Source organism: Bombilactobacillus apium (assembly GCF_013385145.1).
In the GTDB taxonomy this organism is placed as follows: domain Bacteria; phylum Bacillota; class Bacilli; order Lactobacillales; family Lactobacillaceae; genus Bombilactobacillus; species Bombilactobacillus apium.
Genome location: NZ_JABZEC010000003.1, coordinates 52,961 through 79,361 on the forward strand (window position 1 = coordinate 52,961; position 26,401 = coordinate 79,361).

Here is a 26,401-nt window from a genome sequence, read left to right on the forward strand (position 1 = left end):
ACATACGGAAGTGGCTGATGATGCGCTAAAGCCGGGGCATTGGCAGCCAGAAGTTAGAGAAAAATAGGGTCCGCAATTCCCTATAAGGCCATATCGCCATGAATTCCACAAACCCACAAGAGGCTGACCAAGAAAGTATAAACCAAAATCCCCGGCAATAAGGCCACAAAAGAATTGGAGACTGCAGCGGGAACCCCGGCTGGTAATTTAATCACGAAATGATGACGAACAAAAAATCAAAAATAATAACCGTAATTAAAGCGGTAATAATCGCTGTAAACAAGCCTGAAGAAGAAAGAGATCAATTTTTAAAGACTGGGCTAATTCATAACCAATCCCCACGACCGCCAAGAGCGAAATAATCCCAAACTATCCGTTGACTGCGACACTAATCAAATCACCATAAGGCTTGATCAGTTGCTGCCAGGCAGAAATCGATAGATTGCTAAAAATCAAAAACACTGAACCGGCAAGGTCAGGACTAGACCATTCCGGATTGCTACTAAATATTTATTATTTCCCACTTTAGTCATCAAAGGAATTATTTGCTTTTGAAACCAATTCATCAATGCTTTTACATCTTCGTCCTCCTCCAAGAAAACTTTGTCCAAAAATATAATAAAACGTTTTCAATTAATAATCAAGCTTATTTTAAAAAATGTCTAGGCTTTCTCAATTAATAGATGGAGCAGCTTTTTCCCCCACTTAAATTAAATTCCGTGATCCTAGACCAATTTTTTGGCAACTAAGTCAAAATGTAACCGTTTTGCTTTGTCTAAAAGCGCTTTTTTACCTCTTTTCACAACTTAGATTCGTTTGCAAATTGACACCCTTAGTCCCTTTCATTAAACTAAGGATATCAGTGCAGAGGAGGAAATATTAATGTGCGGAATTATTGCGTTTAGCGATCCCACAATCACTGACAAGGAAACAACTATTAAGTCAATGATGAAAATGATTGAACACCGCGGACCAAATGTTCAAGGCAGTGGTCAATATCTCAATGATCAAGTGGCGCTGGGCTTTCGGCGCTTAAGTATTATTGACCTTCAAGGCGGCAAGCAGCCGATTTATAACGAAGATAATTCTGTCGTCATTACTTTTAATGGCGAAATTTACAACTTTCAAGATTTACGCTCCGAATTAGTTAGCGCCGGCCATACTTTCAAAACGCAGACCGATACTGAAGTTTTACTACATGGTTACGAAGAATGGGGCATGGAAGGCACCTTGCAACGTGTGCGGGGGATGTTTGCCTATCTCATCTGGGATAATAATAAGCAAAAGCTTTTCGGCGCGCGTGACTTCTTTGGTATTAAACCTCTTTACTATTATCATGAAAATGAAACTTTCATTGTCGGCTCTGAAATCAAAGCCTTCCTAAAACATCCCCATTTTCATAAAGAACTCAATCCAACTGCATTGAAACCTTTCTTAATGAATCAATATAATGATTTAGATGAAACTTTCTTTAAAAATGTTTATCGTTTTCCCGCCGGACATTGGTTTGAACTTCAAGGTGAAGATCTCCAGATTCACGAATACTGGGACGCTCACTACGAAATCAATCACCAACGTTCCGCACAAGAGACAATTAATGCGATCGATCAAACTGTAACGGAATCAATTAAAGCCCACAATATCGCCGATGTGAAAGTCGGTAGCTTCCTATCAGAAGGCGTGGATTCCAGTTATGTAACTTCCGTTTTGCGGCCGCATGAAGTTTTCAGTGTCAACTTTGATAACGGTCCTTATGACGAAGCTAGTGTCGCCAAAGAGTTAGCGGACGAACAAGGACTTCATTTCAACCAAACAACAGTTGATGGTGATGAAGCATTTCGCGATTTTCCCGAAATGCAGTACCACCTAGACGAACCCGATAGTAACCCATCGGTAATTCCCCTCTGGTATTTGTGCCGTTTAGCGCGCAAGAAAGTCACTGTCGCCCTTTCCGGCGAAGGTGCCGACGAACTTTTCGCTGGTTACGTTAACTACGGGATGCATACCAAAAATATGGTAATTAAGATTTTTGCTAGTGGTCTCCACAAACTTCCGCGGTCCGTTCGTTACCATCTGGCTCGCGGAGTAAAAAAGATGCCTAATTTCCCTGGCCGCGTCCAATTTTACAGTCAAACTGCCAAGCCCAGCGAATATTATGTTGGTGAAGCTTTCATTTATGATCCCCAACAGCCGACAATTTTCACTTCTGAACAGGCTAACGGTGTTCTCCAAGTTGACTATCAAAATGACCTCACGGTCAATGGCATCTACCAAAAGGACTTCGCTAAAGTTCAAGATGCTGAAGACGTTAAGCAAATGCAATATATTGACTTGCATCACTTTATGCTCAATGACATCTTACAAAAAGCAGATAAAATTTCGATGGCCCACTCCTTGGAATTACGGGTTCCTTTCTTAGACCGAAAAGTGGCCGAATTAGCCAACTCCATTCCTTCTAAGTGGCTCATCAATAGTAAAGATACTAAATATATTTTCCGAAAAGCTGCCTCACGGCACTTGCCAGCTGACTGGGCGCAACGGCCGAAACTTGGTTTTCCCGTTCCAGTCAAGACTTGGCTGCGTGAAGAAAAGTATTGCCAAGTAGTCCGGGAACTTTTCCAACAAGAATGGGTAGCAGAATTCTTCAATCAAGACCGAATTCTAAAACTTCTTGATGATAATTTTGCGGGAAAGATTGATGCTCGCCGCCAAATTTGGAATATTTATACTTTCCTCACTTGGTATCGGCTCTACTTCATCGATTTCGAAAAAACTGTTCAAGAATACGGTCACGTTCAACCCGATGTCGCGGAATTTATGGCTAATGGAAGCCTCGTTTAAAAACAACGCCAATTTATCTTCGACCAATGAATTTTCCCTTCATTGGTCTTTTTTTGTCTTCTGGAAAAGTTACTCCCAGCTTGGTCGCCAAGCTATTAAAAAACTATTATTCTTTCTTGAGATTACCCAACCTTAAATCTTCTTAAGAGGAGTTAAAAAATAAAAATTACTGCTTGTAAAAGCGACTCTGGACAAGCAAGAAGTAAAATTATTTTTCAAAGTTTGGGAAGTAAAATAAAAATATCTACTGTTTTTTTATTGCTCATCAATTTACTATCTGATCTAATTGCCGACTATACGTCCAATCTGATCCTCCATTACGAAAAACAGTTTTTAACTCAAAAAGCTGACTACCAGATGGCTCTAGGTTTTTCGACCGGAATCAACAACCTAATTTCACTGATTTTTCAAGCCCTAGGAGCTAGCCTAATTGTCCTTCTCCATCATAACTTCGTTCTTTTTGGACTCATCAACGCGGTTTCTTTTTTCTTAGCGGGTGCAGTTTTGTGGCATGACCGCAAAATTCTCCAAAAGATTGATCAAACAGAGCAGCAATCGTCTCCTAACCAGAGTCTTTCTCCAGAAAGCTTTTTTAAAATCTTCATCAAGCTGGCAAAATTATCACTGCTCACCCCACTCTCAAAATCACGCTCGCTTTAGCCGTCACTGTCAATCTCCTCGGAGCTTCACTTGATGGTCTAGCCGCGGTTTTCTTAGCCACGACCTCACAGCTTTGGTTAGGTAATTTTGGTAATACTATTGCCTCTATCAGCATCTTAAGCTCGCTAGCCATGACTATTTCCACTCTTTGGATGGGCGATGGAGGACAAAAACTATCTCTGCCAACCTTGATCTTCATTACTACAAGTGCTCTCACAATTTTTGCTAGTACTTTCGTTTACTGGAAAAATCCAGTTCTCATGTTGGCCAGCATTATTTTAGCGGCTTATCCGCTAGGTAAAATTAATCCCCAGCTTCATAGCGAAATCTTTGTTCAGGCGGATACCCAACATCTCAGTTCGACCATTGCCATCTTCAAAACCCTCCTTTTAATCGGGGCACCACTCGGGAATACTCTCTTTTTAACCATCGTTAACTTACTTTCTCCCACAAAGTCTTGGCTATTTTAGCCGGTTTAGTCACCTTATTAACTGGCTTTTACACCCTTCGTGGACCTTCAACTTCTAGCTGTAACTCTACTGGAGAAAAATAAAAAAATCGAACTTTACTTTTTAAAAATAATTTTCTGAAATGAACTTCAAAAAGGAGAACTTTTAATGTCTTCTTGGTCACAAAATCGAATTGCGGCTGCTCTTAACGGAACTAATCCCATGATCATGGCGGAATTAGCCGGAGGTTTTGTCGCTTTGGGTGATACCCAATTTCTTCCGGGATATTCAGTTCTGCTCCCGAAACGCCAAGTAACAAGCCTAAATGATCTAACTCTCCCTGAACGTTCGGCCTTTTTGCTGTCAATGAGCCTAGTAGGTGACGCGCTAATTAAAGTTTGTTATCCTCATAAAATTAATTATGATATTTTAGGAAACACAGATAATTTCCTCCATGCTCATATTTTCCCTCGTTATCAAAGTGAGCCCGCTCAACGACTTTCCAAACCCGTTTGGTTATATAGCCCGGAACATTGGACTGCTCCTCAATACCAATATGATTCCAAACAACACGCCGCTTTAAGACAAGAACTAACCCAAGCCTTAATTAAACGTCAATAGCTACTTTCACTGTAAACAAACAGACTGCCGAAAATTTCAGCAGTCTGTTTGTTTTTTTAAAATTATTCTGCTCTTGATATTCTCGAGACAGTCCAAGAACGCCAAGCATAATAGATGGCAGCCGTAATCAGAATCGTGATGAAAGTTGCTCCGACGGTTTGATTAATCCCCGCAACTTGTTTGAGTCCCAGATAAATACCGACACCCAAGATCCAACTTCCCAGAGCCGGTAAATGCCAGCCATGAAAATACCAATAAGGTCCCGTGGGCTGATCAAACTCATCAATTGCGTAGTGACTGTGGTGAATCAAAAAGTAATCAACTAAAAAGATGGCTACTTCTGGTCCTAAGAACATCCCGATCGCATCCAAAAACCACTTAAAAGTTTCCAAAAAGGTTGTGACGTAGACGGGAATAAAAGTCACTACCGCCGCAGCTATGGTTACAATCCACAAAGCCGGCTTCAAAGGTAATTTGGAAAAAATATTCGTTGCCGCTGACCCGGCAGCCATCAAATTAACCGCATTGGCGGTTGTACTGGTCAACATAATGACAATCAAAGCTAAAACCCCGAGCCCTAATTGTGCCGCAACCGTGCTCGGATCTGAATTATTGGGATCAAACTTTCCCAATAAAATCGCGCTCGCAATTGTCGCAATAATTCCCATCAAGGCAAACCAAATCAAGCCTAAATTGGCCCCCCAAAAAGAAGCCCAAGTAGCCGCCTTTTGGTGCCGGGCATAACGACTAAAATCAGCTGCCGCTGTCACCCAAGCCAAATTAAAAGCCGCTAAAGAATCAATTGCTATCCCACTAGGCAGGCGAAAATGTCCACTAGGACGCCAAACTAATAAGTCTGAAAAAGGGACCATTTTTAAAACAACGATCGATTCCCAGATGACGAAAATCGTCACTAGAATCATCCCAAAACGTTCAATTAAGCGGACTGAACGCTCTCCCAAAGAGATACTCAACAAATGCAGAATCGACATGATAATAATCCCGATAATAATTCCCCAATGTTGATTTTTAGACCAATGAAATAATTCTTGAAAAATATAACTGACCGAAAGGGCGGCAATATAAGTATTGACTGCTGTCCAACCAATGAACTGCACGATATTAATTAATGAGGGAATGATTGAGCCACGAATTCCAAAAGCTCCTCGCATTAAAGTCATCGTCGGTAATTTGGTCTGATAGCCCGCCAAAGAAACACACATTAATAATAAGTAAGCACAACAGCCGGTCACGATTAATAAAGAACTGGCGGTTACTAGCCCGCAAGCAGCAATAACCCCACCAATGTACCAAGTCCCATTATTGGCATTAGCCCCCAGCCAAGTCGCAAATAGGTCCCAATTAGACATCTGCTGGGCAGCTTCTGGCACCGCATAACGTTGGAAAAACTTCATATCTTCTCCTCCAAATAAAAAATCACGCCTCGAAATTTTGGGCGTGATGAAATCTTAACTTCAATTAAGCGCACCCTTGGAAGCCTCGCAGGACTTCCTTAAAAAGTTTTCAGTTAAGTTGCATTTTAAGCAGAAAAAAACCCGTTGTCAAATAAAATTTGAATCAGCAATTAATTCAAACTGTTCATTAAAGTATAAGTTACCGTACTATGGTATTCTCCCGGTGAGGCGTTTTTAATGGCCGCTGAGTTAAAGACTATTCCTTGACTGGGAGCCTTTTGCCAAGAATAACTTTCTTTATCTGCCCTACTTGTCGCCTGAAAAATAGTCACTGCTTGAGCGAGAGACTGTCCTTGATACTGCAAAGCTTGTCCGACTAGCTGTTGCTTATCAGTTTGAAACGGGGTCGCCACGACCTCCACCCGCCATTTTTTTCCCGCCCGCTGGGCTCTTTGATCAATCACGATGATCTTTTGGTCATCAGGGGTCAATAATAAGCATTTTTGCCCCACAATAAAGTGACCAAAAGTCAAATTAAGGGGAACCGTCTGTAAATAAAAAGTTTCGGCTGCTGCTGGCTCCCAAACATAGGTCTCCGTATTGGGTGGGGGTGTTTGCCCTTGATAATTTTGCATTATTTGAGCAGCTGATAGCTTAGCCCCCTGCGGATGATAATCACTTCCCGCTCCTAGCGCTTGCCAATTAGTCGTTTGACTGAGATAGTCATTATCTTCTGGAAATGGGGTACCTTGTCCCGGAGCCGCGGGCAAATTGGCTTGCCCAATATTCGTTTGGGGACCCAAACTTAATTTCCATAATTTCGGAGTTTTTTCTAACATCCGCGTCGTTTTTTGAACCCGGGGCATCTGCCAAGACCACAAATCAAGTTGCAACAAATTCTGACAACCGGCAAACATCTCTAAAACACTCGTTGCCTGTTGTAAATCAAAGTGTTGCACGTCTAATTTTTGCACAGCCTGACAGTTGGAAAACATATCTCCAAAATTGACGACCGCGGGAGTTTGCCAGTGGCTTAAAGCAATTGACGTCAATTTTTCACAGTTCGCGAATAAGTAACCCATATCCGTTACTTGACGCGTATCAAAATGCTGACCAACCAATTGTTGCAGTTGCCGGCAACCACTAAACATCGACCGCAAGGAAGTTGCTTTACCCGTCTGAAAATTAGTCAAATCCAACTTGGTCAAAGACTGATCTTGGCGAAACATTCCTGAAAAGCTTTGTACCTGATCGGTCGTTAACCGACTGACGTCCAATTCCATCAACTGGGGACAATCAGCAAACATAGTGTGCATATCCGTCACTTGGCTCGTATCTAAATTAGTTAGCCCCGTAAATTTTTGAACTTGCGTTAAACCTTCAAACATCCCAAAAGCTGAGCCTAGTACTTGAACTCCTGGTTTAATAACCACTTCTTTAATCGTCGCCCGTTGACTCTCCCAGGGCCAATCACCGCGACCCTGGATGACTGGGAGATTAATTTGATGCGGATAAAGGGTTAAGACATCATCTTTAACTTCCCACCACGGATCTTCTTGGCTAGTCGCCACAGTTGTTGCCGATGATTCTTTCGGAGAAGTTCCTTGGTCGGCTGCTTGTCCAGGATTTTTGAATAAAACAATCCCGCAAATTATTAGTAAAATTATCTGAGCAATCCAGAATAATTGCCTTTTCCCATGCACCATTATTTTTTCCGCCTTAATTTACTATCCCTAATTATAAATAATTTCTCCTGCCAAGCTCAATTATTTTGTTTGCCAGCTCAATTTTCTGAGATTAAAAAAGTACGATTCGAAAACTCGAATCGTACTTTGGATTTTGCTTATTAACTAAGCATTGCCACCATTTTTCTTGATAATTTCTTCTTGAACACTCTTTGGTGTCTTTTCATAATGATCAAAGGTCATGGTGAAAGTTCCCCGACCTTGAGTTGCTGAACGTAAGGTAGTTGCATAACCGAACATTTCAGATAATGGGACGAAAGCATTAACTAATTGAGCATTGCCTCGTTCTTCCATTCCTTCAATCCGGCCCCGACGAGCAGTAACTTGACCCATAACGTCACCTAGGTAATCGTCTGGGGTTACAACTTCCACTTTCATAATTGGTTCAAGGATAACTGCTCCAGCACCCTTAACCGCATTATGCAAAGCCATGGAAGCAGCAACCTTGAAGGCAGCTTCGGAGGAATCGACTTCGTGGTAAGAACCATCGTATAACTTAGCCTTGATATCAATCAATGGATAGCCAGCTAAGACCCCATTGGCCATGGAATCTTTCAAACCAGCTTCAACTGATGGAATATATTCCCGCGGAACAACCCCACCAACGATGGCATCTTCAAATTCAAAGCCTTTACCCTCTTCGTTTGGTTCGAATTCGATCCAAACGTCACCATATTGACCTTTACCACCAGACTGACGAACAAATTTACCTTCGGCAGAAGCCTTCTTGGTGAAGGTTTCCCGATAAGCAACTTGAGGTTCCCCAACTTGAGCGTCCACCTTGAATTCCCGGCGCATCCGGTCAACCATGATGTCTAAGTGTAATTCACCCATCCCAGCAATTAAAGTTTCGCCAGTTTCAGGGTTCGTTTCAGCTTGGAAAGTTGGGTCTTCTTCAGCTAGTTTTTGCAAAGCAATATCTAACTTGTCCCGGTCTTCCTTGGACTTCGGTTCGATGGAAACTTGGATCACTGGTGCCGGAATATCCATTGACTCCAAGATCAAAGCATGATTAGGATCGGTTAAGGAGTCACCAGTTGTCGTATTCTTCAAACCAATTGCCGCAGCAATATCACCAGAGAATACTTCTGGGATTTCTTTCCGGTGGTTGGAGTGCATTTGGAGTAAACGACCAACCCGTTCCCGCTTATCTTTAGTTGCGTTCAAAACATAAGAACCAGATTCCAAGGTTCCGGTGTAAACCCGCAAGTAAGTTAAACGACCAACGAAAGGATCAGTAGCAATTTTGAAAGCCAAGCCAGCAAAAGGTTTGTTGTCATCAGCAACTAATTCTACTTCTTCTTCAGTCTCAGGATCAGTAGCGTTATATGGACGGACATCAAGTGGTGATGGTAAGTAATCAACCACGGCATCCATCAACATCTGTACACCCTTGTTCTTGAAAGCTGAACCAGCTAAGACTGGGAACAATTCCAAGTTGATTGTCGCTTTCCGGATCGCTTTTTTGATTTCGTCATTACTGATTTCAGCACCATCAAGGTACTTATCCATAATCCCGTCATCAACGTCAGCCAAAGCTTCGATCATTTGAGTCCGCCGCTTTTCAGCTTCTTCTTTGTATTCATCAGGAACATCAACGGTATCCCATTTAGCGCCCAATTCATCTTCGTCATACAAATCGGCCTTCATTTCGATTAGGTCAATGACCCCTTCGAAATCATCTTCAGCACCGATCGGCATTTGAATCGAAATTGGTTTTGCATCTAAACGGTCTTTGATGGTTTGGACTGAATAATCAAAGTCAGCACCCAATTTATCCATCTTGTTGATGAAAACAATCCGGGGAACGCTATAAGTTGTTGCTTGCCGCCAAACATTTTCAGTTTGTGGTTCAACCCCAGATTGACCATCCAAAACAGTAATCGCACCATCTAAAACCCGCAAGGAACGTTCAACTTCAATCGTGAAGTCCACGTGTCCTGGGGTGTCGATGATGTTAATTCGATTGCCTTTCCATTCGGCAGTTGTAGCTGCAGAAGTGATGGTGATGCCCCGTTCTTGTTCTTGGGCCATCCAGTCCATTTGGGAAGCTCCATCATGAGTTTCACCAATTTTATGAATTTTACCTGTATAGTATAAAATTCGTTCTGTTGTCGTTGTCTTACCGGCATCAATATGGGCCATGATTCCGATATTACGTGTTTTTTCTAAAGGAAATTCACGTTTATTAGCCATTAGATAATAGTACTCCTCTCAATAATCCGCAGATTACCAGCGATAATGTGCGAAAGCCCGGTTTGCATCAGCCATCTTATGGGTATCTTCCCGTTTCTTAACAGCAGCACCGGTATTATTAGCAGCGTCCATAATTTCGGATGCCAAACGTTCATCCATCGTATGTTCACCACGTAAACGAGCATAGTTAACAATCCAACGTAGACCTAAAGTTGTCCGTCGTTCTGGGCGAACTTCAATTGGTACTTGGTAGTTAGAACCACCGATCCGGCGAGCTTTAACTTCCAAAACAGGCATTACATTCTTCATTGCTTCATCAAAAACTTCAACCGGATCATTTCCCGTCTTGTCCTTGATAATATCAAAAGCGTCATACAAGATAGTTGAAGCTTTTCCCCGTTTACCATCAACCATCAAGTGATTAATTAAGCGTGTTACAAGCTTTGAGTTATAAATTGGGTCTGGCAAAACATCGCGTTTTGAGACACTACCTTTTCTTGGCATGAATATCCTCCTAAAAATTCAATGATTAAAATTAGTAAATTAATAATTTATTTCTTGGGACGTTTAGTACCATATTTGGAACGACCTTGCATCCGGCCGTCAACACCGGCGGTATCTAAAGCACCCCGGACGATATGATAACGCACACCAGGTAAGTCTTTTACCCGACCACCCCGAATTAGAACCACACTATGCTCTTGCAAGTTGTGACCAATTCCAGGGATATAAGCGGTAACTTCAATTAAATTTGACAAACGCACACGGGCATATTTCCGTAAAGCAGAGTTTGGCTTCTTAGGTGTCATGGTTCCTACACGAGTAGCAACGCCCCGTTTTTGTGGTGCTGGATTATCAGTAGCAATCTTCTTCATGCTATTATAGCCGAAGTTCAAAGCTGGTGAGTCGGACTTCGAAGTTCTTGTTTTACGACCTTTACGTACCAATTGGTTAATTGTTGGCATTAAAAGTTCCTCCTTAAATTTTTCAAGTACACACATCCAGGTGGTTCTTTTTTAAAGAAACTACCCCTCGTTAATCGAGCTTCATATAAGCTTACTTAACTCTCAAAAAACACAATTGTTAGCTTATCACCTTTAATCTACTCTGTCAACCAAGGTCATCCAGTTAATCAAGAAGTTTTTTATCTTCGAAAAAAATTTTTATCCTCGAAATTTGAATTCGTTTTCGTTATTCGTCCGCACTGCTCGTTTTTTCTAGAAAATTAAAAAGGTTGACATTTAAAAATTGGGGGTGTAGATTAATGGCGATCGTTAAGGAATTAAAAAGTGATGAAGAGAAAAGTAATCTTTTTCTTGTGATCAGGGAATTGCTGGTTAGTGCGAAGCAATTCATGAGATTAGATGACTATCATCTCCGAGCTATGTGATTAAACTTCAATTAGATTGCATTGGGTACACCCATTATTGTGTCAGCGTATCGCACAAGCCGTACGTGTGAGGTAATTCTAGTGATAGGATTACAAATTCAAGGTGGTACCACGCAGCAGCGTCCTTAACTATCCCATGAGCGGGATAGTTAAGGACGCTTTTTCTTTGGGACTAATTAAAACTATTAAAGGTGGTGAGGGCTTATGGAATCCCAGATTAGGAGCTCAAACAAGAAGCTAGCTTAAATTCAGGTTTCCTAAGCCTGAATTTCTTATCCAGTAAAACTTTATTTTCTGACTCGGAGCAAAAAATTGCTAAATTAAAATCTATGGAGGATTTAATCATGACTCAAACCACCACCACCACCTTATCAACTTCCGAAACCGAATTAGCTGATAAATTATTTCAGGCTTACCAAAGCCACGAACCCCTAGAAAAATCTGACTTTGACGGTCTGGTAACCACTGAGGAATCCGCTTATCGCGTGCAAAGCCACTTCACCGAACTCAAACAAGAAGAAGTCGGCGGTTATAAAGTTTCCTTAACTAGCCAAGAAACTCAAGATATGTTTGATTCCGACTGCCCGCTTTACGGAACCGAAGTTAAAAGCCATCTTGTCCAATCACCAGCTACTTTGCATCGCGGCGAATTGATGGAGCCCTTGGCCGAAGTTGAAATGATGTTTACAGCTAAAGAGCAACTTACTAGCAAAGATTCTTTGGCAGATTTAATGCATAAAACTAAAGTGGCACCCGCGGTAGAAGTTCCTGATGCTCGTTTCAGCGACTGGTTCCCTAGCCTTTCTAAATATCTCGTGATGTCTGATGCCGCGGTGAGTGGATATGTGGTTTATGGCCCTGAAGTGGATACAGACCTGCTTTTTGAAAAGGTCGATGATTTGGCGCACGTCAAATGTGAACTATTCCATGACGGAAAAAAACTCAAGGAAGGTGCTTCCTCGGAAGTTCTCGGAAATCCGCTCAAATCTTTGCACTGGCTAGTTGAAAAGCTGGAAGAACAAGATAACCCGCTTCAAGTTGGTCAAAAGGTTTCTAGCGGAACCTTCCTCATTCCCGAATCACTAACGAATGGAAATTGGAAAGTCACCTTTGATCAAGGACTCGGAGCTGTTTTCTTCCAAGTTACCGGTGACTAAGTCCAGCTCTTGTCGGCAGTGAATTAAATTTCGAAAAACCGTAATACCTACTTTTAGCCAAAAAAATTAACGCCGCAAGGCGTTTTTTTGTGGCTTCTATTTTTTCTACCATCTTAAATCTGGAACTAGCTAAAATCTCCCCTGCTTTTTAACAGCAATTTTTCGATAAATTTACGAACTTTAGGGTAATTATAAACTGAGGTGATCTTGATGCTCTACTTTAATTTACTTTTAAGCACTTGCCTAGCTTCTTTCGCAGGGGTAGTGGCCCTGCGTTTGCCCCAAGGAGAGAAATTTTATCGCGGACGTTCTCATTGTGACCATTGTCAGCATCAACTATTTTGGTACCAAGAAATTCCCCTCTTTAGTTACATCTTTCTTCACGGCCGCTGCGCCTTTTGCCAATATCCTATTCGACCGGGGATTTTTTACTTTGAACTCTTTGGTCTGGGCTGTGGAATTCTTGCCAGTTGGCAAAATCAATACAATCCTTATCTCTTAATTGGCCTGCTACTAACAGTCGCCGTAGCCGCTTGGGATGATTACCTTTTTTTAGCGATCTGGCCGGTGACCTTAATTCCCATTACAATTTTCCTGGTATTCTGGACTCCTTGGACGATGGAGCGTTTCTTCTCTTGGTTACTTTTAGCGACTATCCTCACTAGCTTCTGGTTCTTCCAGCGACACGCTTGGGGAATCGGAGATTTAGAGGTTCTTTTGGTAATTGCCCTCTTCTTAGATCTTCTAACAAGCCTTTTTCTAGTCTTGGGAGCTAGCCTCTTGGCAATCACTTATTGGACAATCAAAAAAGTCGGGGGTCATTCGATCCACCGGCTTCCCTTCGTTCCTTTTATTTTAGTTAGTCTCTTACTTTGTATTGTGATCCCGTTTCTTAAGACCAGTATTTTTGGATAAAAGTTTGCCGACCGCCGGCTTCTTCCATTTGATAACGTCGGGGATTCTTTTGGTAAAACTGTTGATGTTCAGCTTCTGCTGGGTAAAAAGGTTGTGCTGGTTCAATGGTCGTTACAATGGGGTCCGTAAAGCGACCACTAGCTTGCAGACGTTGCTTTGATTCTTCAGCAATCTGCCGTTGGCTTTCATTTTGCACATAGATTACCGGACGATAGTTATCTCCTCGATCCTGAAATTGGCCCATAGCATCCGTTGGATCGGTCTGTTGCCAATAAATTTCAACTAATTCCGCATAGGAAATTACTTGCGGATCAAAAATAATTTCAACAGCCTCAGTATGGCCCGTCTCATGATGTGATACCTGTTCATAAGTGGGATTGGGAACGTGACCTCCAGTATAGCCCGAAGTTACTTTTTTGATTCCGGACATCTCTTCAAACGGTGCTACCATGCACCAAAAGCAGCCGCCAGCAAAGATTGCCTTTTCTGTTTTTTCCATTTTAACCATCCTTTCGCATAAAACTATTTTAAAACTTACTCTCAAAAAAAGGAACCACGTTAGCTTGCCTCCACAAGATACGTGATTCCTTTTTAGATTAATTATCAGAACGTAATTTTTCTTCTAAATTATCAACATCAATATCATCATTGCTTCCATCAACAACAACGCCCACTTTTTCTGGCTGCATATGTTGATACTTAGCCATTCCGGTTCCAGCCGGAATCAGTTTCCCAATCATAACATTTTCCTTCAAACCAACTAATGGATCATCTTTACCCCGAATTGAGGCATCAGTTAAGACCCGAGTTGTTTCCTGGAAGGAAGCTGCGGACAAGAAACTATTAGTTTCCAAGGAAGCCTTGGTGATTCCCAAGAGAACTGGTGCCCCAGTTGCTGGTAATTTTCCAGAAACCAAAGCGTCAGTATTATTATCAGTAAATTGCCCGATATCTAACAAGGAACCTGGTAAGACATTGGTATCGCCTGGATCTAAGACCCGAACCTTCCGCAACATCTTGCGCACCATAACTTCAATATGCTTGTCACTAATATCCACACCCTGCATCCGGTAAACCTTCTGCACTTCGGACAGGAGATAATCTTCTGTTGTTCGAACATCAGTAATCTTAATTAACTGCTTCGGATCGATTGAACCTTCGGTTAGTTTACCACCACGATCTACATGGTCACCTTCAGCTACAGCAACACTAGCTGTATAAGGAATGCTGTAGGTTCGGGTATCGGTTTGACCTTCAACCGTAATTTCTCGCGTATGTTCCGCCGGATTTTCATCAATCGCCGTCACGGTTCCATCAACTTCAGAAATATGCGCAAGACCTTTTGGATTCCGAGCTTCAAAAATTTCTTCAACCCGAGGTAGCCCTTGAGTGATATCTTCACCCCCGGCAACCCCTCCGGTATGGAAGTTCCGCATGGTTAACTGCGTTCCTGGTTCTCCGATTGACTGCGCGGCAACAACTCCAACCGCTTCTCCGACTTCAACTTCTTCACCGGTAGCTAAGTTGCGACCGTAACATTTTTGACAAACCCCATGCAAGGTGTTGCAGGTAAAGGCCGTTCGAATTGTTACTTCTGTTACCCCAGCTTCAATAATCTTGCGAGCTAAGTCTTCATCAATCAGACTGTTAGGCGCCAACATTTCTTCGTTGGTCTCTGGGTTAAGGATTGTTTTCTGGGTGTAACGACCAATTAACCGATCGTATAACGGTTCAATAATTTCATTACCATCGCGAATAGCTGCGACGGTAACTCCCCGATCAGTTCCACAGTCTTCTTCCCGGACAATAACATCTTGGGCCACATCAACTAAACGCCGGGTCAAGTAACCAGAGTTCGCGGTTTTTAAGGCCGTATCGGTCATCCCTTTCCGGGCCCCGTGAGTGGACATGAACATTTCTAAGACGGACAGACCCTCCCGGAAGTTAGAAGTAACTGGGATTTCCATCATTCCACCGTTAGGAGCGGCCATTAAGCCCCGCATTCCCGCTAACTGCGTAAAGTTAGAAATATTTCCCCGGGCTCCAGAGTCGGACATCATTGAAATTGGGTTCTTGGGATCAAAACTATCCATTAATTGTTGTTGAATTTCATCTTTTGCATCATTCCAAATACTGATAACGCGATTATGGCGTTCTTCGTCAGTAATTAAACCACGCCGGAATTGCTTGGAAACTGTTGCCACTTGTTGGTGAGCTTGATCAACAATTTCTTGCTTGTCATCCAACTGCGGGACATCAGAAACCCCAACAGTTAATCCAGACAAAGTACATGCCCGGTAACCCAATTCCTTCATGTCATCCAACAATTCTGAGGTTCGTTGAACTTTATATAACTTAAAGACTTGTGCAATAATATCGCTCAAATAGCCTTTTTTAAAGGGATCAGTCAAAGGCATATCTTGTAAACGCTGATGGATATCTTCGCCAGCATCCAAGAAATACTTTTCTGGAACAGCTTCTTCAAGATTCTTCGCTGTCGGTTCATTTAAAAATGGCAAGCCAGCAGGAAGCATTCGATTAAAGATAACTTTCCCGACACTCGTAATCATGATTCGATCTTTTTGTTCTTCAGTAAAGGCAAAAGAAGTCAAAGTCTTCGTTGAAAGACCGATCCGAGTATGCCAGTGAACTAAGCCATCGCGATAAGCCATTTCAACTTCGTTAATATCTTTGAAGATCATTCCTTCGCCTTCACGACCGCGTTCTTCCAAGGTCAAGTAATAGTTTCCTAAAACTACGTCCTGAGAAGGAGTTACGATTGGCTTTCCATCTTTTGGAGCCAAGATATGGTGCGCAGCTAACATTAACATCCGCGCTTCAGCTTGAGCTTCATCAGACAAAGGCACGTGAACAGCCATCTGATCCCCGTCAAAGTCGGCATTGTAAGCTTCACAAGCGAGGGGATGCAGACGAATTGATTTTCCATCAACCAAAACAGGTTCAAAAGCTTGAATACCTAAACGGTGCAAGGTAGGTGCCCGGTTCAAAAGAACTGGCCGTTCCTTAATCACATCTTCTAAGACATCCCAAACAGCATCATCTTGACGTTCAATCTTCCGCTTGGCATTCTTAATGTTTGAAGCCAATTCGCGTTTAACTAATTCATGCATGACGAAAGGTTTGAAAAGTTCCAAAGCCATTTCCCGTGGTAAACCACATTGATAGAACTTCAAGGTTGGTCCGACATCGATAACCGAACGACCGGAGTAGTCAACCCGCTTTCCTAACAAGTTTTGCCGGAAACGTCCTTGCTTTCCTTTCAGCATATGCGATAAGGACTTCAAAGGCCGATTTCCTGGGCCAGTAACGGGACGACCACGACGACCATTATCAATCAAAGCATCAACGGCTTCTTGTAACATCCGCTTTTCGTTTTGCACAATAATATTCGGAGCATTTAAGTCTAACAAACGCTTCAAACGATTATTCCGGTTGATTACCCGACGATACAAATCGTTCAAGTCAGAAGTCGCGAAACGTCCCCCTTCTAATTGGACCATCGGCCGTAAATCAGGTGGAATTATAGGAATGCAATCCATTACCATCCAATCAGGATGATTATGGGAATCTTTGAAAGCATTCAAGATATCTAACCGGCGAATTGCTCGTGTTCTTTTTTGTCCTGTTGCGGTCTTCAAGGTGTCTTTTAACTGGCTAACTTCTTCTTCCAAGTCGACAGCTTGCAATAATTCTTTGATTCCTTCGGCACCCATTTTGGCGTCAAAGGCTTTGCCATATTGTTCTCTTTTTTGCCGATATTCAGTTTCTGTCAGCAACTGCTTTTCTTCTAGATCAGTATCACCGGCTTTAATTACGACGTAAGCAGCAAAATAAATAATTTCTTCTAGGGCCCGAGGACTCATATCCAAAACTAAGCCCATCCGACTAGGAATTCCCTTAAAGTACCAAATATGCGTTACCGGGGCAGCAAGTTCAATGTGTCCCATCCGTTCACGCCGCACTTTAGACTTGGTAACTTCGACGCCACAACGATCACAAACAATTCCCTTATAGCGAATCCGCTTATATTTTCCACAAGCACATTCCCAATCTTTGGTTGGACCAAAGATCCGTTCGTCAAACAAGCCGTCACGTTCCGGTTTCAAAGTACGATAGTTAATGGTTTCAGGCTTCTTAACTTCACCGTAAGACCAACTCCGAATCTTGTCTGGTGAAGCTAAACCAATTTGCATACTTTCAAACTTATTGACATCTATCAACTGGCAACCTCCTCTTATTTACTCTTCTTGCTTTGCATGTTAATCCGGTCAATCAAACTACCCATCATTGATTCAGGATCGTTCTTTTTCATATGCGTTGGCATTTGAGCACGTTTAACTTCTTGTTCTTTGGCTAACTTAGCTAAAGCGTCTAGATCATCGTCAGTCTTGTCTTCTTCCATATCTTCTAAGTCAAGTTCTTGATGATTATGGTTTAAGATCTTCATATCCAGACCCAAGGATTCTAATTCTTTAATCAAAACTCTGAAAGATTCGGGTACTCCCGGCTTCGGAATCGTTTCACCTTTGACAATGGCTTCATAAGTGTTAACCCGTCCGGTTACATCATCAGACTTATAGGTGAGGATTTCTTGAAGGGTATAAGCGGCTCCGTAAGCTTCCAGAGCCCAAACTTCCATTTCCCCAAAACGCTGACCCCCGAATTGAGCTTTCCCACCTAGAGGTTGTTGCGTAACCAAGGAGTACGGTCCAATGGAACGTGCATGGATCTTATCATCGACCATATGGGCTAATTTCATATAGTACATTACCCCGACCGCAACACGGTTGTGGAAAGGTTCTCCGGTTCGACCATCGTATAAGACAGTCTTGGCATCACGAGCCATATTAGCTTCTTTAACTGCGGCCCATAAGTCATCATCACTAGCCCCATCAAAGACTGGAGTAGCCACATGAATTCCCAAGTTCCGAGCTGCCATTCCCAAGTGTAATTCGAGGACTTGACCAATGTTCATCCGGGAAGGAACTCCCATTGGATTCAAGAGGATATCAATTGGGGTTCCATCAGGCATGTAAGGCATGTCTTCTTCGGGAACCACAATGGAAACTGTTCCTTTATTACCATGCCGACCAGCCATTTTATCACCCACTTGGATTTTCCGCTTCTGGGCAATATAAACGCGAACCATAGTGTTGACACCAGGACTTAATTCATCGCCGGCTTCGCGGGTAAAGACTTTAACATCTTGAACAATACCGCCACCACCGTGAGGAACTCGCAAGGAGGTATCCCGTACTTCGCGAGCCTTTTCCCCAAAGATAGCATGGAGAAGTCGTTCTTCAGAAGATAATTCCGTAACTCCCTTCGGAGTAACTTTACCAACTAAAATGTCACCATCACGAACTTCGGCTCCAATCCGGACAACACCCATTTCATCTAAGTCGCGTAAAGCATCTTCCCCGACATTGGGGATTTCCCGGGTAATTTCTTCCGGTCCTAATTTTGTATCCCGCGCTTCTGATTCATATTCTTCAATATGAATTGAAGTATAGACATCATCGCGCACTAAACGTTCAGATAAAACAATCGCATCTTCGTAGTTATACATATTCCAAGTCATGAAAGCAATTAACGGATTTTGACCTAAGGCCAATTCTCCTTGTTGCATTGCGGGACCATCGGCAATAATCTCGCCTTGATCAACATGGTCACCCTTTTTCACAATTGGACGTTGGTTATAACATTTTCCAGCATTGGACCGACGATACTTCATTAATTTATAAGTGTCTTCAGTTCCATCAGCTCTTTGAATCTTGACTAACTTAGCATCAACATATTGCACAATTCCATCATGTTGCGCCAAGAGAGCTGTTCCTGAGTCATGGGCTGCTACATATTCCATACTGGTTCCGACTAACGGAGAGTGTGGTTTTAACAAAGGCACCGCTTGCCGCTGCATGTTCGCACCCATTAAGGCCCGGTTAGAATCATCGTTTTCCAAGAAAGGAATACAGGAGGTGGCCACGGAAACAACTTGTCGAGGAGAAACATCCATATAATCGACTTTTTCAGCAGTTGTTTCAATATTATCATCTTGATGCCGTGCTAAAATCGCCTTTTCCGCAAAAGAACCATCGGGATTCAACGGGGTATTAGCCTGCGCCACAACGTAATTATCTTCTTCATCAGCAGTTAAATAGTCAATCTTATCGGTAACTTTATGCGTATCCCAAGATACCCGACGATAAGGAGTTTCAATAAATCCATACTTATTAACCACCCCATAGGTGGCCAAGTTGTTAATTAAACCAATATTTGGTCCTTCAGGAGTTTCAATCGGACACATCCGGCCGTAATGGGTATAGTGGACATCCCGCACCGCATAACCAGCTCGATCCCGAGTTAAACCACCCGGTCCTAAGGCTGAAAGTCGGCGTTTGTGGGTCAATTCACCTAAAGGATTATTTTGATCCATGAATTGGGATAATTGTGATGAACCAAAGAATTCCTTGATGGCTGCCACAACTGGACGAATATTAATCAATTGTTGCGGGGTAACTGTCGCCGTATCTTGGATTGACATCCGTTCCCGGACAACCCGTTCCATCCGTGATAAACCTAAACGGAATTGGTTTTGTAAAAGTTCCCCAACTGAACGAATACGCCGATTACCCAAGTGGTCAATATCATCAGTTACGCCAATTCCTTCTTGCAAGTTCAAGAAGTAATTAATTTCACACAAAATATCAGCCGGAGTAATATGTTTCACGTTTAAGTCAATTAGATCATTACCTAAGATGTTGACGATCTTGTCTTCATCTTCGTTTGAATAAACTTTAATCATTTGGACAGTCACAGGATCAGGTAAGATCCCATCTTCTGATGGTTGGAAAGTGACGGCTTTAAAAGCTGGATCCTTCAAATAAGGTGCTAGAGTTGCCATCGCATCACGATCGAGTTTCGTGTCCTTTTTCAAAATAATTTCTCCGGTTTCTGGATCGGCCAAGGTCTCTGCCAAGGTCAAATTCATTAACCGAGTTTTTAGATTCAACTTTTTATTAACTTTGTAACGTCCTACCGGAGCCGTATCATAACGCTTCGGATCAAAGAAGCGGGCATAAAGCAGGGAGCGGGAACTTTCCGCGGTCTTTGGTTCACCCGGGCGTAACCGTTCGTAAATATCTTTTAGAGATTCAGCTACTCGTGAATCACTGGTATCTTTATGAACATCTTTTTCTAAAGTTAAATTTAAGGTATCGCTATTGGCACCTAAAATGTCAATAATTTCACCGTCGGATCCAAAACCTAGGGACCGAACTAATTCTGTAATCGGTAATTTCCGCGTCCGATCAATTCGAACATAAGAAATATTCTTGGCATCATTATCAAATTCCAGCCAAGCTCCCCGGTTAGGGATGACAGTTGTTCCGTAAATCATCCGGCCATTCTTATCAATTTCAGCCGTGTAATAAACTCCAGGTGAACGAACTAACTGGGAGACAATTACTCGTTCAGCACCGTTAATGATAAAGGTCCCTTGTTGGGTCATGAGTGGGAAATCACCAAAGAAAACATCTTGCGTCTTAATTTCCCCAGTTTCATGATTGGTTAAACGTAAAGTCACGTGTAGCGGTGCCGAATAATTAGCATCATGATCCCGAGCTTCTTCCACCTTATATTTCGGCTTTAAAAGCTTGTAATCCACGTAATCGAGCGATAAAGTACCAGCAAAATCATCAATCGGCATGATATCTTGGAACATATCCTTTAAACCTTCATCCAAAAACCAATTGTAGGAATTAGTCTGAATGTTGATCAAATTTGGCAACGGCAATACTTCTTTAATCCGCGCATAACTACGTCGTGTTCGGTGCTTACCATAATTAACATTATGATAACGAGCTGTTTCTTGCGTCAAACTGTTCACCCTTTCAAGACAATCTAGTTCTCAAATATTACATTTTGATTACAAAACCATAATTAGCGCTCTGCGAGCAAAAAAAAACCAAAAATAGCTAATTGCTACTTTTGCTTTTTATAATCTCCACCCGGACAAGATTTCGGGAGAGATACGTATTTGAGCTACGCTAATTAGTTCTTCTAATGTTAAACTATAATTCTTTAATTGTCAACTATGAACTACTGGTGCTAGATGCTCGACTTGGAGCTTTAATTCTCCTTGTTCGACCCCGACTTTCAGCTGATCATCGGCTTGTAATTCCTGTTGTAAAATCAAATCACTAATCGGATTCTCTAAGCGCTTTTGAATTGTTCGCCGCAAGGGCCGAGCCCCCAAAGCCTTATCAGAACCCTTTTGTGCCAATAATTGCCGGGCTTTAGGGCTGACTTTCAAGCTGATCTTTTGCGCTTGCAGTTTCTGATTTAATTGATCCGTCATTAGTTTGACAATTGCTTGGAGATTCGTAGTGCTTAATTCATGGAAAACTAAGAGCTTATCAATTCGATTCAAAAATTCGGGGCGGAAGAACTTCTTCGCGGCAGTCAAGATCTTTTGCTTTAAATCTTGATAATGATCCCGACTTGCCAAGGGATTAAAGCCCACATTATGTTCATCACGCAGATCGGTTGCTCCCAAATTGGAAGTCATAATAATGATTGTATTTCGAAAGTCAACCTTGCGTCCTTTGGCATCAGTTAAAAAGCCGTCATCTAAAACTTGTAATAACAAGTTAAAAACATCGGGGTGCGCCTTTTCCACTTCGTCTAAAAGAACGACTGAGTAAGGTTGATTTCGAACTCGCTCACTCAGTTGCCCCCCTTCTTCATAGCCCACATAGCCAGGGGCTGAACCAACTAAGCGTGAAGTATTAAACTTCTCCATATATTCGGACATATCAATTCGAATCAAATTGTCTTCACTGCCAAAGACCGTTGTTGCCAAAGCCTTTGCCAGTTCTGTTTTTCCTACCCCGGTCGGTCCTAGAAAAATGAAAGAGCCAATGGGGCGTTGAGCATCTTGTAAACCGCTGCGAGAACGGCGAATCGCCTTCGAAACTGCTGATACAGCTTCTTCTTGGCCCACAACCCGCCGATGCAAATCTTGCTCTAAGTTTAATAATTGTTTGCTTTCTTTAGCCGTTAAGCGTTGGACTGGTACTCCGGTCCATTGGGAAACTACCGCGGCAATATCTTCGGGCTTAACTTGGGGTTGGCGTCCGGGACGGCGCTGAGAAGTTTTAACCAATAATTGATTAAGTTGGTCTTGTAAAGTTTCCTCTTGACCTTGTAATTGAGCGGCGCGAACAAAATCTTGTTCTTGTAAAGCCTGATCGCGTTCCTTTAAGGCTTCATTAAGTTCTTGTTCTAAACTTTCCAAACGCTGAAAATCAGCATTTTTCGCATTTTTGATATGCACCCGCGCACTAGCTTCATCCATCAAATCAATTGCTTTATCCGGCAAATAGCGACTGGGCAAATAACGCTTCGATAGGTTAATAGCGGCTTCTAAAGCAGCATCTTGAATTTTAAGTTGATGGTATTCTTCATACTTGGGCCGCAGACCCTTAAGAATTGCCAAACTGGTAGTCACATCCGGCTCGCCAACTTGAACCTTCGCGAAACGACGAGCAAAAGCGGCATCTTTTTCAATATACTTCTGATATTCATCGAGCGTTGTCGCCCCAATAATTTGGAGTTCGCCGCGCGATAAAGCAGGCTTTAAGATATTGGAAGCATCAATAGCTCCTTCGGCACCACCAGCACCAATAATAGTATGCAATTCATCAATGAACAAAATGACTTCGCCATCGCGGTAAACTTCATTAACGATCTTCTTCAAGCGATCTTCAAATTCGCCGCGATACTTGGTTCCGGCAACTAGGGTACCAATATCGAGCATCATAATTCTTTTAGACCAGAGTTCTTCAGGAACATCCCCTTGAACAATTCGTTGGGCTAAGCCTTCAACAATTGCGGTTTTCCCGACTCCCGGATCACCTAAGAAAATCGGATTATTCTTGGTTCGGCGACTCATGATTTGGAGGGCCCGTTTGATTTCAGAATCACGGCCAATTACAGGATCGATTAATCCACGTTTCGCCATTTCCGTCAAATTTCGGGCTAATTTATCTAATGTTGGAGTCGTAGACTCAGTAGCTGCAGCAGCACTGGAAGAACTAGGCTTATTTTTCTTTCCCGTGACGCCCATCTTTTGCAATAGTAATTTTCGAACTTGAATCACACTTAAATCTAAATTTTGTAAAATTCGATTAGCTAAGACGCTTTGATCCCGTAACAAAGCCAAAAAGATATGACTAGTCCCAACTTGCGAAGCTTCTAATAACTGAGCCTGATGAGTAGAATCTTCTAAAATTTGGCTTGCTCGCGGGGAATAAGGTAAATATTGCATCTGGGCTGCCGCATCATCTTTAGGACCAAAACCGGTCAAAGCCGCGATCTCATCTTGAATATCTTCAGTCTTCACTTGTAATTGATTCAGTGTCTTAGCCGCTACGCCTGAACCTTCTTGAGCTAAACCGAGTAAGATATGTTCAGTCCCGACTTCATGATGGCGCATCTTTTGCGCTGCATTTTGCGCTAGCTTTAATGATTTTTGAGCACTGGGAGTAAATAATTCTTTCATGAGAAGCCTCTTCTTTCTCGCAACGACATCGTCTATCTGAATTGAGAGTATACCACACTCTTCTTCCGAAAAAAAATGTTAGCAAAAAGGATCAGCTTTCGCTAATCCTTCAATAAACTATAAAATCGGGAAAACAAGATTCGAACTTGCGACCCCTACGTCCCGAACGTAGTGCTCTACCAAGCTGAGCTATTTCCCGTAAGAAAAGCGGAAGACGGGATTCGAACCCGCGACCCCCACCATGGCAAGGTGATGTTCTACCACTGAACTACTTCCGCAAATTATAAACTGAAAAAATGATAATTAATGCACCTAGTAGGAGTCGAACCTACAACCTTCTGATTCGTAGTCAGACACTCTATCCAATTGCGCTATAGGTGCATATGCCGAGGACCGGAATCGAACCGGTACGGTGATCACTCACCGCAGGATTTTAAGTCCTGTGCGTCTGCCAGTTCCGCCACCCCGGCAAAATCTGGTAAAGCGGAAGACGGGATTCGAACCCGCGACCCCCACCATGGCAAGGTGATGTTCTACCACTGAACTACTTCCGCAAAATAATAAGAAAGGGTGTCATTAAGTATCAAGATCAGCTAATATGAGTCGCGTGGGGCTCGGACCCACGACCCACGGCTTAAAAGGCCGTTGCTCTACCAGCTGAGCTAGCGACTCAACAATCATTAGTTTACCTAACGACTGTATCATTATAGCAATTAAATATCTGAAAAACAAGAATAACTTTCAAAAAGCTTGCCAGCAATTAGTCACCAGCAGACAGCTTTTTTCATTTTCAGAAGATTTATTTTTCATTCTGCCGCTCAAAAAAAGGATTCCATAACGGAATCCTAAATTTATCAAGCTTGAAGCTCCAAAAACGATAACTAGCCCTGAATAGAACTACTTATTTTGATTTTCTGCATCTTCTTCTGGACGCATGGTTGGGAATAAAAGCACATCCCGAATTGAAGCAGCATCTGTCAATAACATCACCAGGCGATCGATCCCAATTCCTAAACCACCTGTTGGGGGAAGACCATATTCCAAGGCTTCGACGAAATCTTCATCGATTGATTCGGCCTCGTCATTACCAGCAGCCTGTTCTTGCATTTGAGCTTCAAAACGTTGCCGTTGATCAATCGGATCATTTAATTCCGTAAAGGCGTTCGCATATTCATTTCCTAAAATAAATAATTCAAAACGGTCGGTGAAGCGAGGATCATCAGCATTCTTTTTCGCTAGGGGGGAAATTTCGATCGGATGACCATAAATAAAGGTCGGTTCCTTGATACTCTCTTCCACAAAATCTTCAAAGAAGGCATCAATGATATGTCCTACTTGCCAATAGTCTTCATAGTGAACATGGTGCTCATCAGCTAAAGATCGGGCTTTTTCTAAGGACATTTCTGGCCAAAAGTCCACGCCGGTTTGTTCTTTAATGGCATCAACCATGTGTTGGCGCTTGAAAGGTTGACCCAAATCTAATTCTTGTCCTTGATAAGTGACTTTTTGAGTTCCGAGGGCTTTTTGAGCTGCATATTGGAAAATTCCTTCAATCTCATTCATCACATCTTGAAAATCAAAGTAAGCCGCATAACTTTCTAACTCGGTGAATTCCGGATTATGTTTAGTATCTAAACCTTCATTCCGGAAAACTCGGCCGATTTCATAAACTCGTTCCATGCCCCCAACGATTAACCGTTTTAGGTGCAATTCCAAAGCAATTCGCAAGTACATATCTAAGTTCAAGGCATTGTGATGCGTTACAAAGGGCCGTGCCGAAGCTCCCCCAGCTTGCCCATGTAAAACGGGAGTCTCAACTTCTAAGAACCCGTGTTGATCCAAGTATTCTCGAATTGCCGAAATTATCTTGGTTCGTTTGGTGAAGCGGGCAAAACTTTCAGGATTGGCAATCAAGTCTAAATAACGTTGCCGATAAATTTGTTCCACATTCGTTAAACCGTGATATTTATCCGGTAACGGGCGGAGAGCTTTGGTCAAAAGTGTCACATGGGTAACTTTGACAGTCAGTTCACCCATGTCGGTCTTCATGACCTCGCCTTCCATCCCAAAAATATCACCTAAGTCGGAGCGTTTAAATAATAGATAATTATCGTCACCCACGACATCTTTACGAACGTAGACTTGAATTCGGCCAGTTCGATCTTTCAAATCAGCAAAACCGACTTTTCCTTTTCCCCGCTTAGACATCATTCGACCGGCAACTTTGACTGTTTCAACTTTTGCTTCCAGTTCTTCCTTAGCTACATCATCGTAATCTTGATGTAATTGACCGGCAGTTGCCGTCGGTTCATAACTATGTCCAAATGGATCAATCCCCGCAGCACGGAGTTCATCCATTTTATCGCGACGAACTTGCATTTGCTTTTCTAACTCCGAAGGGCGATTAGCATTCTTATTCTTCGACAT

17 protein-coding genes, 6 tRNA genes and 1 other annotated feature are annotated in these 26,401 nt (G+C 42.4%); of the genes, 6 read left to right on the top strand and 17 right to left on the bottom strand.

The window, feature by feature from the left end; all coding sequences use genetic code 11:
* Window positions 1–80: 80 nt before the first annotated feature.
* Window positions 81–215: a hypothetical protein gene (locus HU830_RS09020; RefSeq protein WP_267463537.1), complete on the bottom strand. Its 135-nt coding sequence runs from the start codon at window positions 213–215 to the stop codon at window positions 81–83.
* Between the two features lie 667 nt (window positions 216–882).
* Here HU830_RS09020 and asnB point away from each other — a divergent pair.
* The 4 genes from asnB to HU830_RS03745 all read left to right on the top strand — a co-directional run bounded on the left by asnB (window position 883) and on the right by HU830_RS03745 (window position 4,571).
* Window positions 883–2,841, top strand: coding sequence for an asparagine synthase (glutamine-hydrolyzing) (gene asnB / locus HU830_RS03730; protein ID WP_176942454.1), 1,959 nt, complete (start codon window positions 883–885; stop codon window positions 2,839–2,841).
* 258 nt (window positions 2,842–3,099) lie between these two features.
* Window positions 3,100–3,501, top strand: a complete 402-nt coding sequence (locus HU830_RS03735; protein WP_176942455.1) for a hypothetical protein — start codon at window positions 3,100–3,102, stop codon at window positions 3,499–3,501.
* A gap of 131 nt (window positions 3,502–3,632) precedes the next feature.
* Window positions 3,633–3,971, top strand: a complete 339-nt coding sequence (locus HU830_RS03740; RefSeq protein WP_176942456.1) for a hypothetical protein — start codon at window positions 3,633–3,635, stop codon at window positions 3,969–3,971.
* 147 nt (window positions 3,972–4,118) lie between these two features.
* A complete protein-coding gene (locus tag HU830_RS03745; protein ID WP_176942457.1) occupies window positions 4,119–4,571 on the top strand; it encodes an HIT family protein in 453 nt (150 codons plus the stop codon).
* A 62-nt stretch (window positions 4,572–4,633) separates the two neighbouring features.
* Here HU830_RS03745 and HU830_RS03750 read toward each other — a convergent pair whose 3' ends face one another.
* From HU830_RS03750 to rpsL, 5 genes are all read right to left on the bottom strand, one after another.
* On the bottom strand, window positions 4,634–5,986 hold the full coding sequence (locus HU830_RS03750) for a cytosine permease (RefSeq protein WP_176942458.1): 1,353 nt from the start codon (window positions 5,984–5,986) through the stop codon (window positions 4,634–4,636).
* A 170-nt stretch (window positions 5,987–6,156) separates the two neighbouring features.
* Window positions 6,157–7,692: a BspA family leucine-rich repeat surface protein gene (locus HU830_RS03755; RefSeq protein ID WP_176942459.1), complete on the bottom strand. Its 1,536-nt coding sequence runs from the start codon at window positions 7,690–7,692 to the stop codon at window positions 6,157–6,159.
* A 144-nt stretch (window positions 7,693–7,836) separates the two neighbouring features.
* Window positions 7,837–9,927 (bottom strand): elongation factor G, encoded by a 2,091-nt coding sequence (gene fusA, locus HU830_RS03760; RefSeq protein ID WP_176942460.1) that lies wholly within the window; start codon window positions 9,925–9,927, stop codon window positions 7,837–7,839.
* Window positions 9,928–9,960: 33 nt separating this feature from the next.
* Window positions 9,961–10,431 carry a 30S ribosomal protein S7 gene (gene rpsG, locus HU830_RS03765; RefSeq protein ID WP_176942461.1) on the bottom strand — a complete coding sequence of 157 codons (471 nt, stop codon included), beginning with the start codon at window positions 10,429–10,431 and terminating at the stop codon, window positions 9,961–9,963.
* A 47-nt stretch (window positions 10,432–10,478) separates the two neighbouring features.
* On the bottom strand, window positions 10,479–10,892 hold the full coding sequence (gene rpsL, locus HU830_RS03770; RefSeq protein WP_176942462.1) for a 30S ribosomal protein S12: 414 nt from the start codon (window positions 10,890–10,892) through the stop codon (window positions 10,479–10,481).
* Between the two features lie 318 nt (window positions 10,893–11,210).
* Window positions 11,211–11,447: a binding site (T-box leader), on the top strand.
* A 214-nt stretch (window positions 11,448–11,661) separates the two neighbouring features.
* Here rpsL and HU830_RS03775 point away from each other — a divergent pair.
* Window positions 11,662–12,474, top strand: a complete 813-nt coding sequence (locus tag HU830_RS03775; protein WP_228765782.1) for a 2-keto-4-pentenoate hydratase — start codon at window positions 11,662–11,664, stop codon at window positions 12,472–12,474.
* A gap of 210 nt (window positions 12,475–12,684) precedes the next feature.
* Complete coding sequence (locus tag HU830_RS03780) at window positions 12,685–13,389, top strand: prepilin peptidase (RefSeq protein WP_176942464.1); 705 nt, start codon at window positions 12,685–12,687, stop codon at window positions 13,387–13,389.
* Here HU830_RS03780 and msrA read toward each other — a convergent pair.
* From msrA to lysS, 11 genes are all read right to left on the bottom strand, one after another.
* Complete coding sequence (gene msrA / locus HU830_RS03785) at window positions 13,367–13,888, bottom strand: peptide-methionine (S)-S-oxide reductase MsrA (protein WP_176942465.1); 522 nt, start codon at window positions 13,886–13,888, stop codon at window positions 13,367–13,369. The two genes, HU830_RS03780 and msrA, sit on opposite strands and share 23 nt — an antisense overlap.
* A gap of 97 nt (window positions 13,889–13,985) precedes the next feature.
* On the bottom strand, window positions 13,986–17,630 hold the full coding sequence (gene rpoC / locus HU830_RS03790) for a DNA-directed RNA polymerase subunit beta' (RefSeq protein WP_176942466.1): 3,645 nt from the start codon (window positions 17,628–17,630) through the stop codon (window positions 13,986–13,988).
* Between the two features lie 14 nt (window positions 17,631–17,644).
* On the bottom strand, window positions 17,645–21,289 hold the full coding sequence (gene rpoB / locus HU830_RS03795; RefSeq protein ID WP_176942467.1) for a DNA-directed RNA polymerase subunit beta: 3,645 nt from the start codon (window positions 21,287–21,289) through the stop codon (window positions 17,645–17,647).
* A 210-nt stretch (window positions 21,290–21,499) separates the two neighbouring features.
* Entirely contained in the window at window positions 21,500–23,974 is a 2,475-nt protein-coding gene (locus HU830_RS03800) for an ATP-dependent Clp protease ATP-binding subunit (protein WP_176942468.1), read from the bottom strand.
* Window positions 23,975–24,099: 125 nt separating this feature from the next.
* Window positions 24,100–24,173 (bottom strand) — tRNA-Pro (locus HU830_RS03805).
* A 7-nt stretch (window positions 24,174–24,180) separates the two neighbouring features.
* Window positions 24,181–24,252, bottom strand: a tRNA-Gly gene (locus HU830_RS03810).
* A 29-nt stretch (window positions 24,253–24,281) separates the two neighbouring features.
* A tRNA-Arg gene (locus HU830_RS03815) sits at window positions 24,282–24,355 on the bottom strand.
* Between the two features lie 3 nt (window positions 24,356–24,358).
* A tRNA-Leu gene (locus tag HU830_RS03820) sits at window positions 24,359–24,444 on the bottom strand.
* A gap of 12 nt (window positions 24,445–24,456) precedes the next feature.
* Window positions 24,457–24,528, bottom strand: a tRNA-Gly gene (locus HU830_RS03825).
* 45 nt (window positions 24,529–24,573) lie between these two features.
* Window positions 24,574–24,646 (bottom strand) — tRNA-Lys (locus tag HU830_RS03830).
* A gap of 225 nt (window positions 24,647–24,871) precedes the next feature.
* A complete protein-coding gene (lysS, locus tag HU830_RS03835) occupies window positions 24,872–26,401 on the bottom strand; it encodes a lysine--tRNA ligase (RefSeq protein WP_176942469.1) in 1,530 nt (509 codons plus the stop codon).

Coding starts and splice junctions, on each gene's coding strand:
- asnB (WP_176942454.1), top strand. CDS start 883: ATGTGCGGAATTATTGCGTTTAGCGATCCCACAATCACTGACAAGGAA.
- HU830_RS03740 (WP_176942456.1), top strand. CDS start 3,633: ATGACTATTTCCACTCTTTGGATGGGCGATGGAGGACAAAAACTATCT.
- HU830_RS03745 (WP_176942457.1), top strand. CDS start 4,119: ATGTCTTCTTGGTCACAAAATCGAATTGCGGCTGCTCTTAACGGAACT.
- HU830_RS03750 (WP_176942458.1), bottom strand. CDS start 5,986: ATGAAGTTTTTCCAACGTTATGCGGTGCCAGAAGCTGCCCAGCAGATG.
- HU830_RS03755 (WP_176942459.1), bottom strand. CDS start 7,692: ATGGTGCATGGGAAAAGGCAATTATTCTGGATTGCTCAGATAATTTTA.
- fusA (WP_176942460.1), bottom strand. CDS start 9,927: ATGGCTAATAAACGTGAATTTCCTTTAGAAAAAACACGTAATATCGGA.
- rpsG (WP_176942461.1), bottom strand. CDS start 10,431: ATGCCAAGAAAAGGTAGTGTCTCAAAACGCGATGTTTTGCCAGACCCA.
- rpsL (WP_176942462.1), bottom strand. CDS start 10,892: ATGCCAACAATTAACCAATTGGTACGTAAAGGTCGTAAAACAAGAACT.
- HU830_RS03775 (WP_228765782.1), top strand. CDS start 11,662: ATGACTCAAACCACCACCACCACCTTATCAACTTCCGAAACCGAATTA.
- HU830_RS03780 (WP_176942464.1), top strand. CDS start 12,685: ATGCTCTACTTTAATTTACTTTTAAGCACTTGCCTAGCTTCTTTCGCA.
- msrA (WP_176942465.1), bottom strand. CDS start 13,888: ATGGAAAAAACAGAAAAGGCAATCTTTGCTGGCGGCTGCTTTTGGTGC.
- HU830_RS03800 (WP_176942468.1), bottom strand. CDS start 23,974: ATGAAAGAATTATTTACTCCCAGTGCTCAAAAATCATTAAAGCTAGCG.
- lysS (WP_176942469.1), bottom strand. CDS start 26,401: ATGTCGAAGAATAAGAATGCTAATCGCCCTTCGGAGTTAGAAAAGCAA.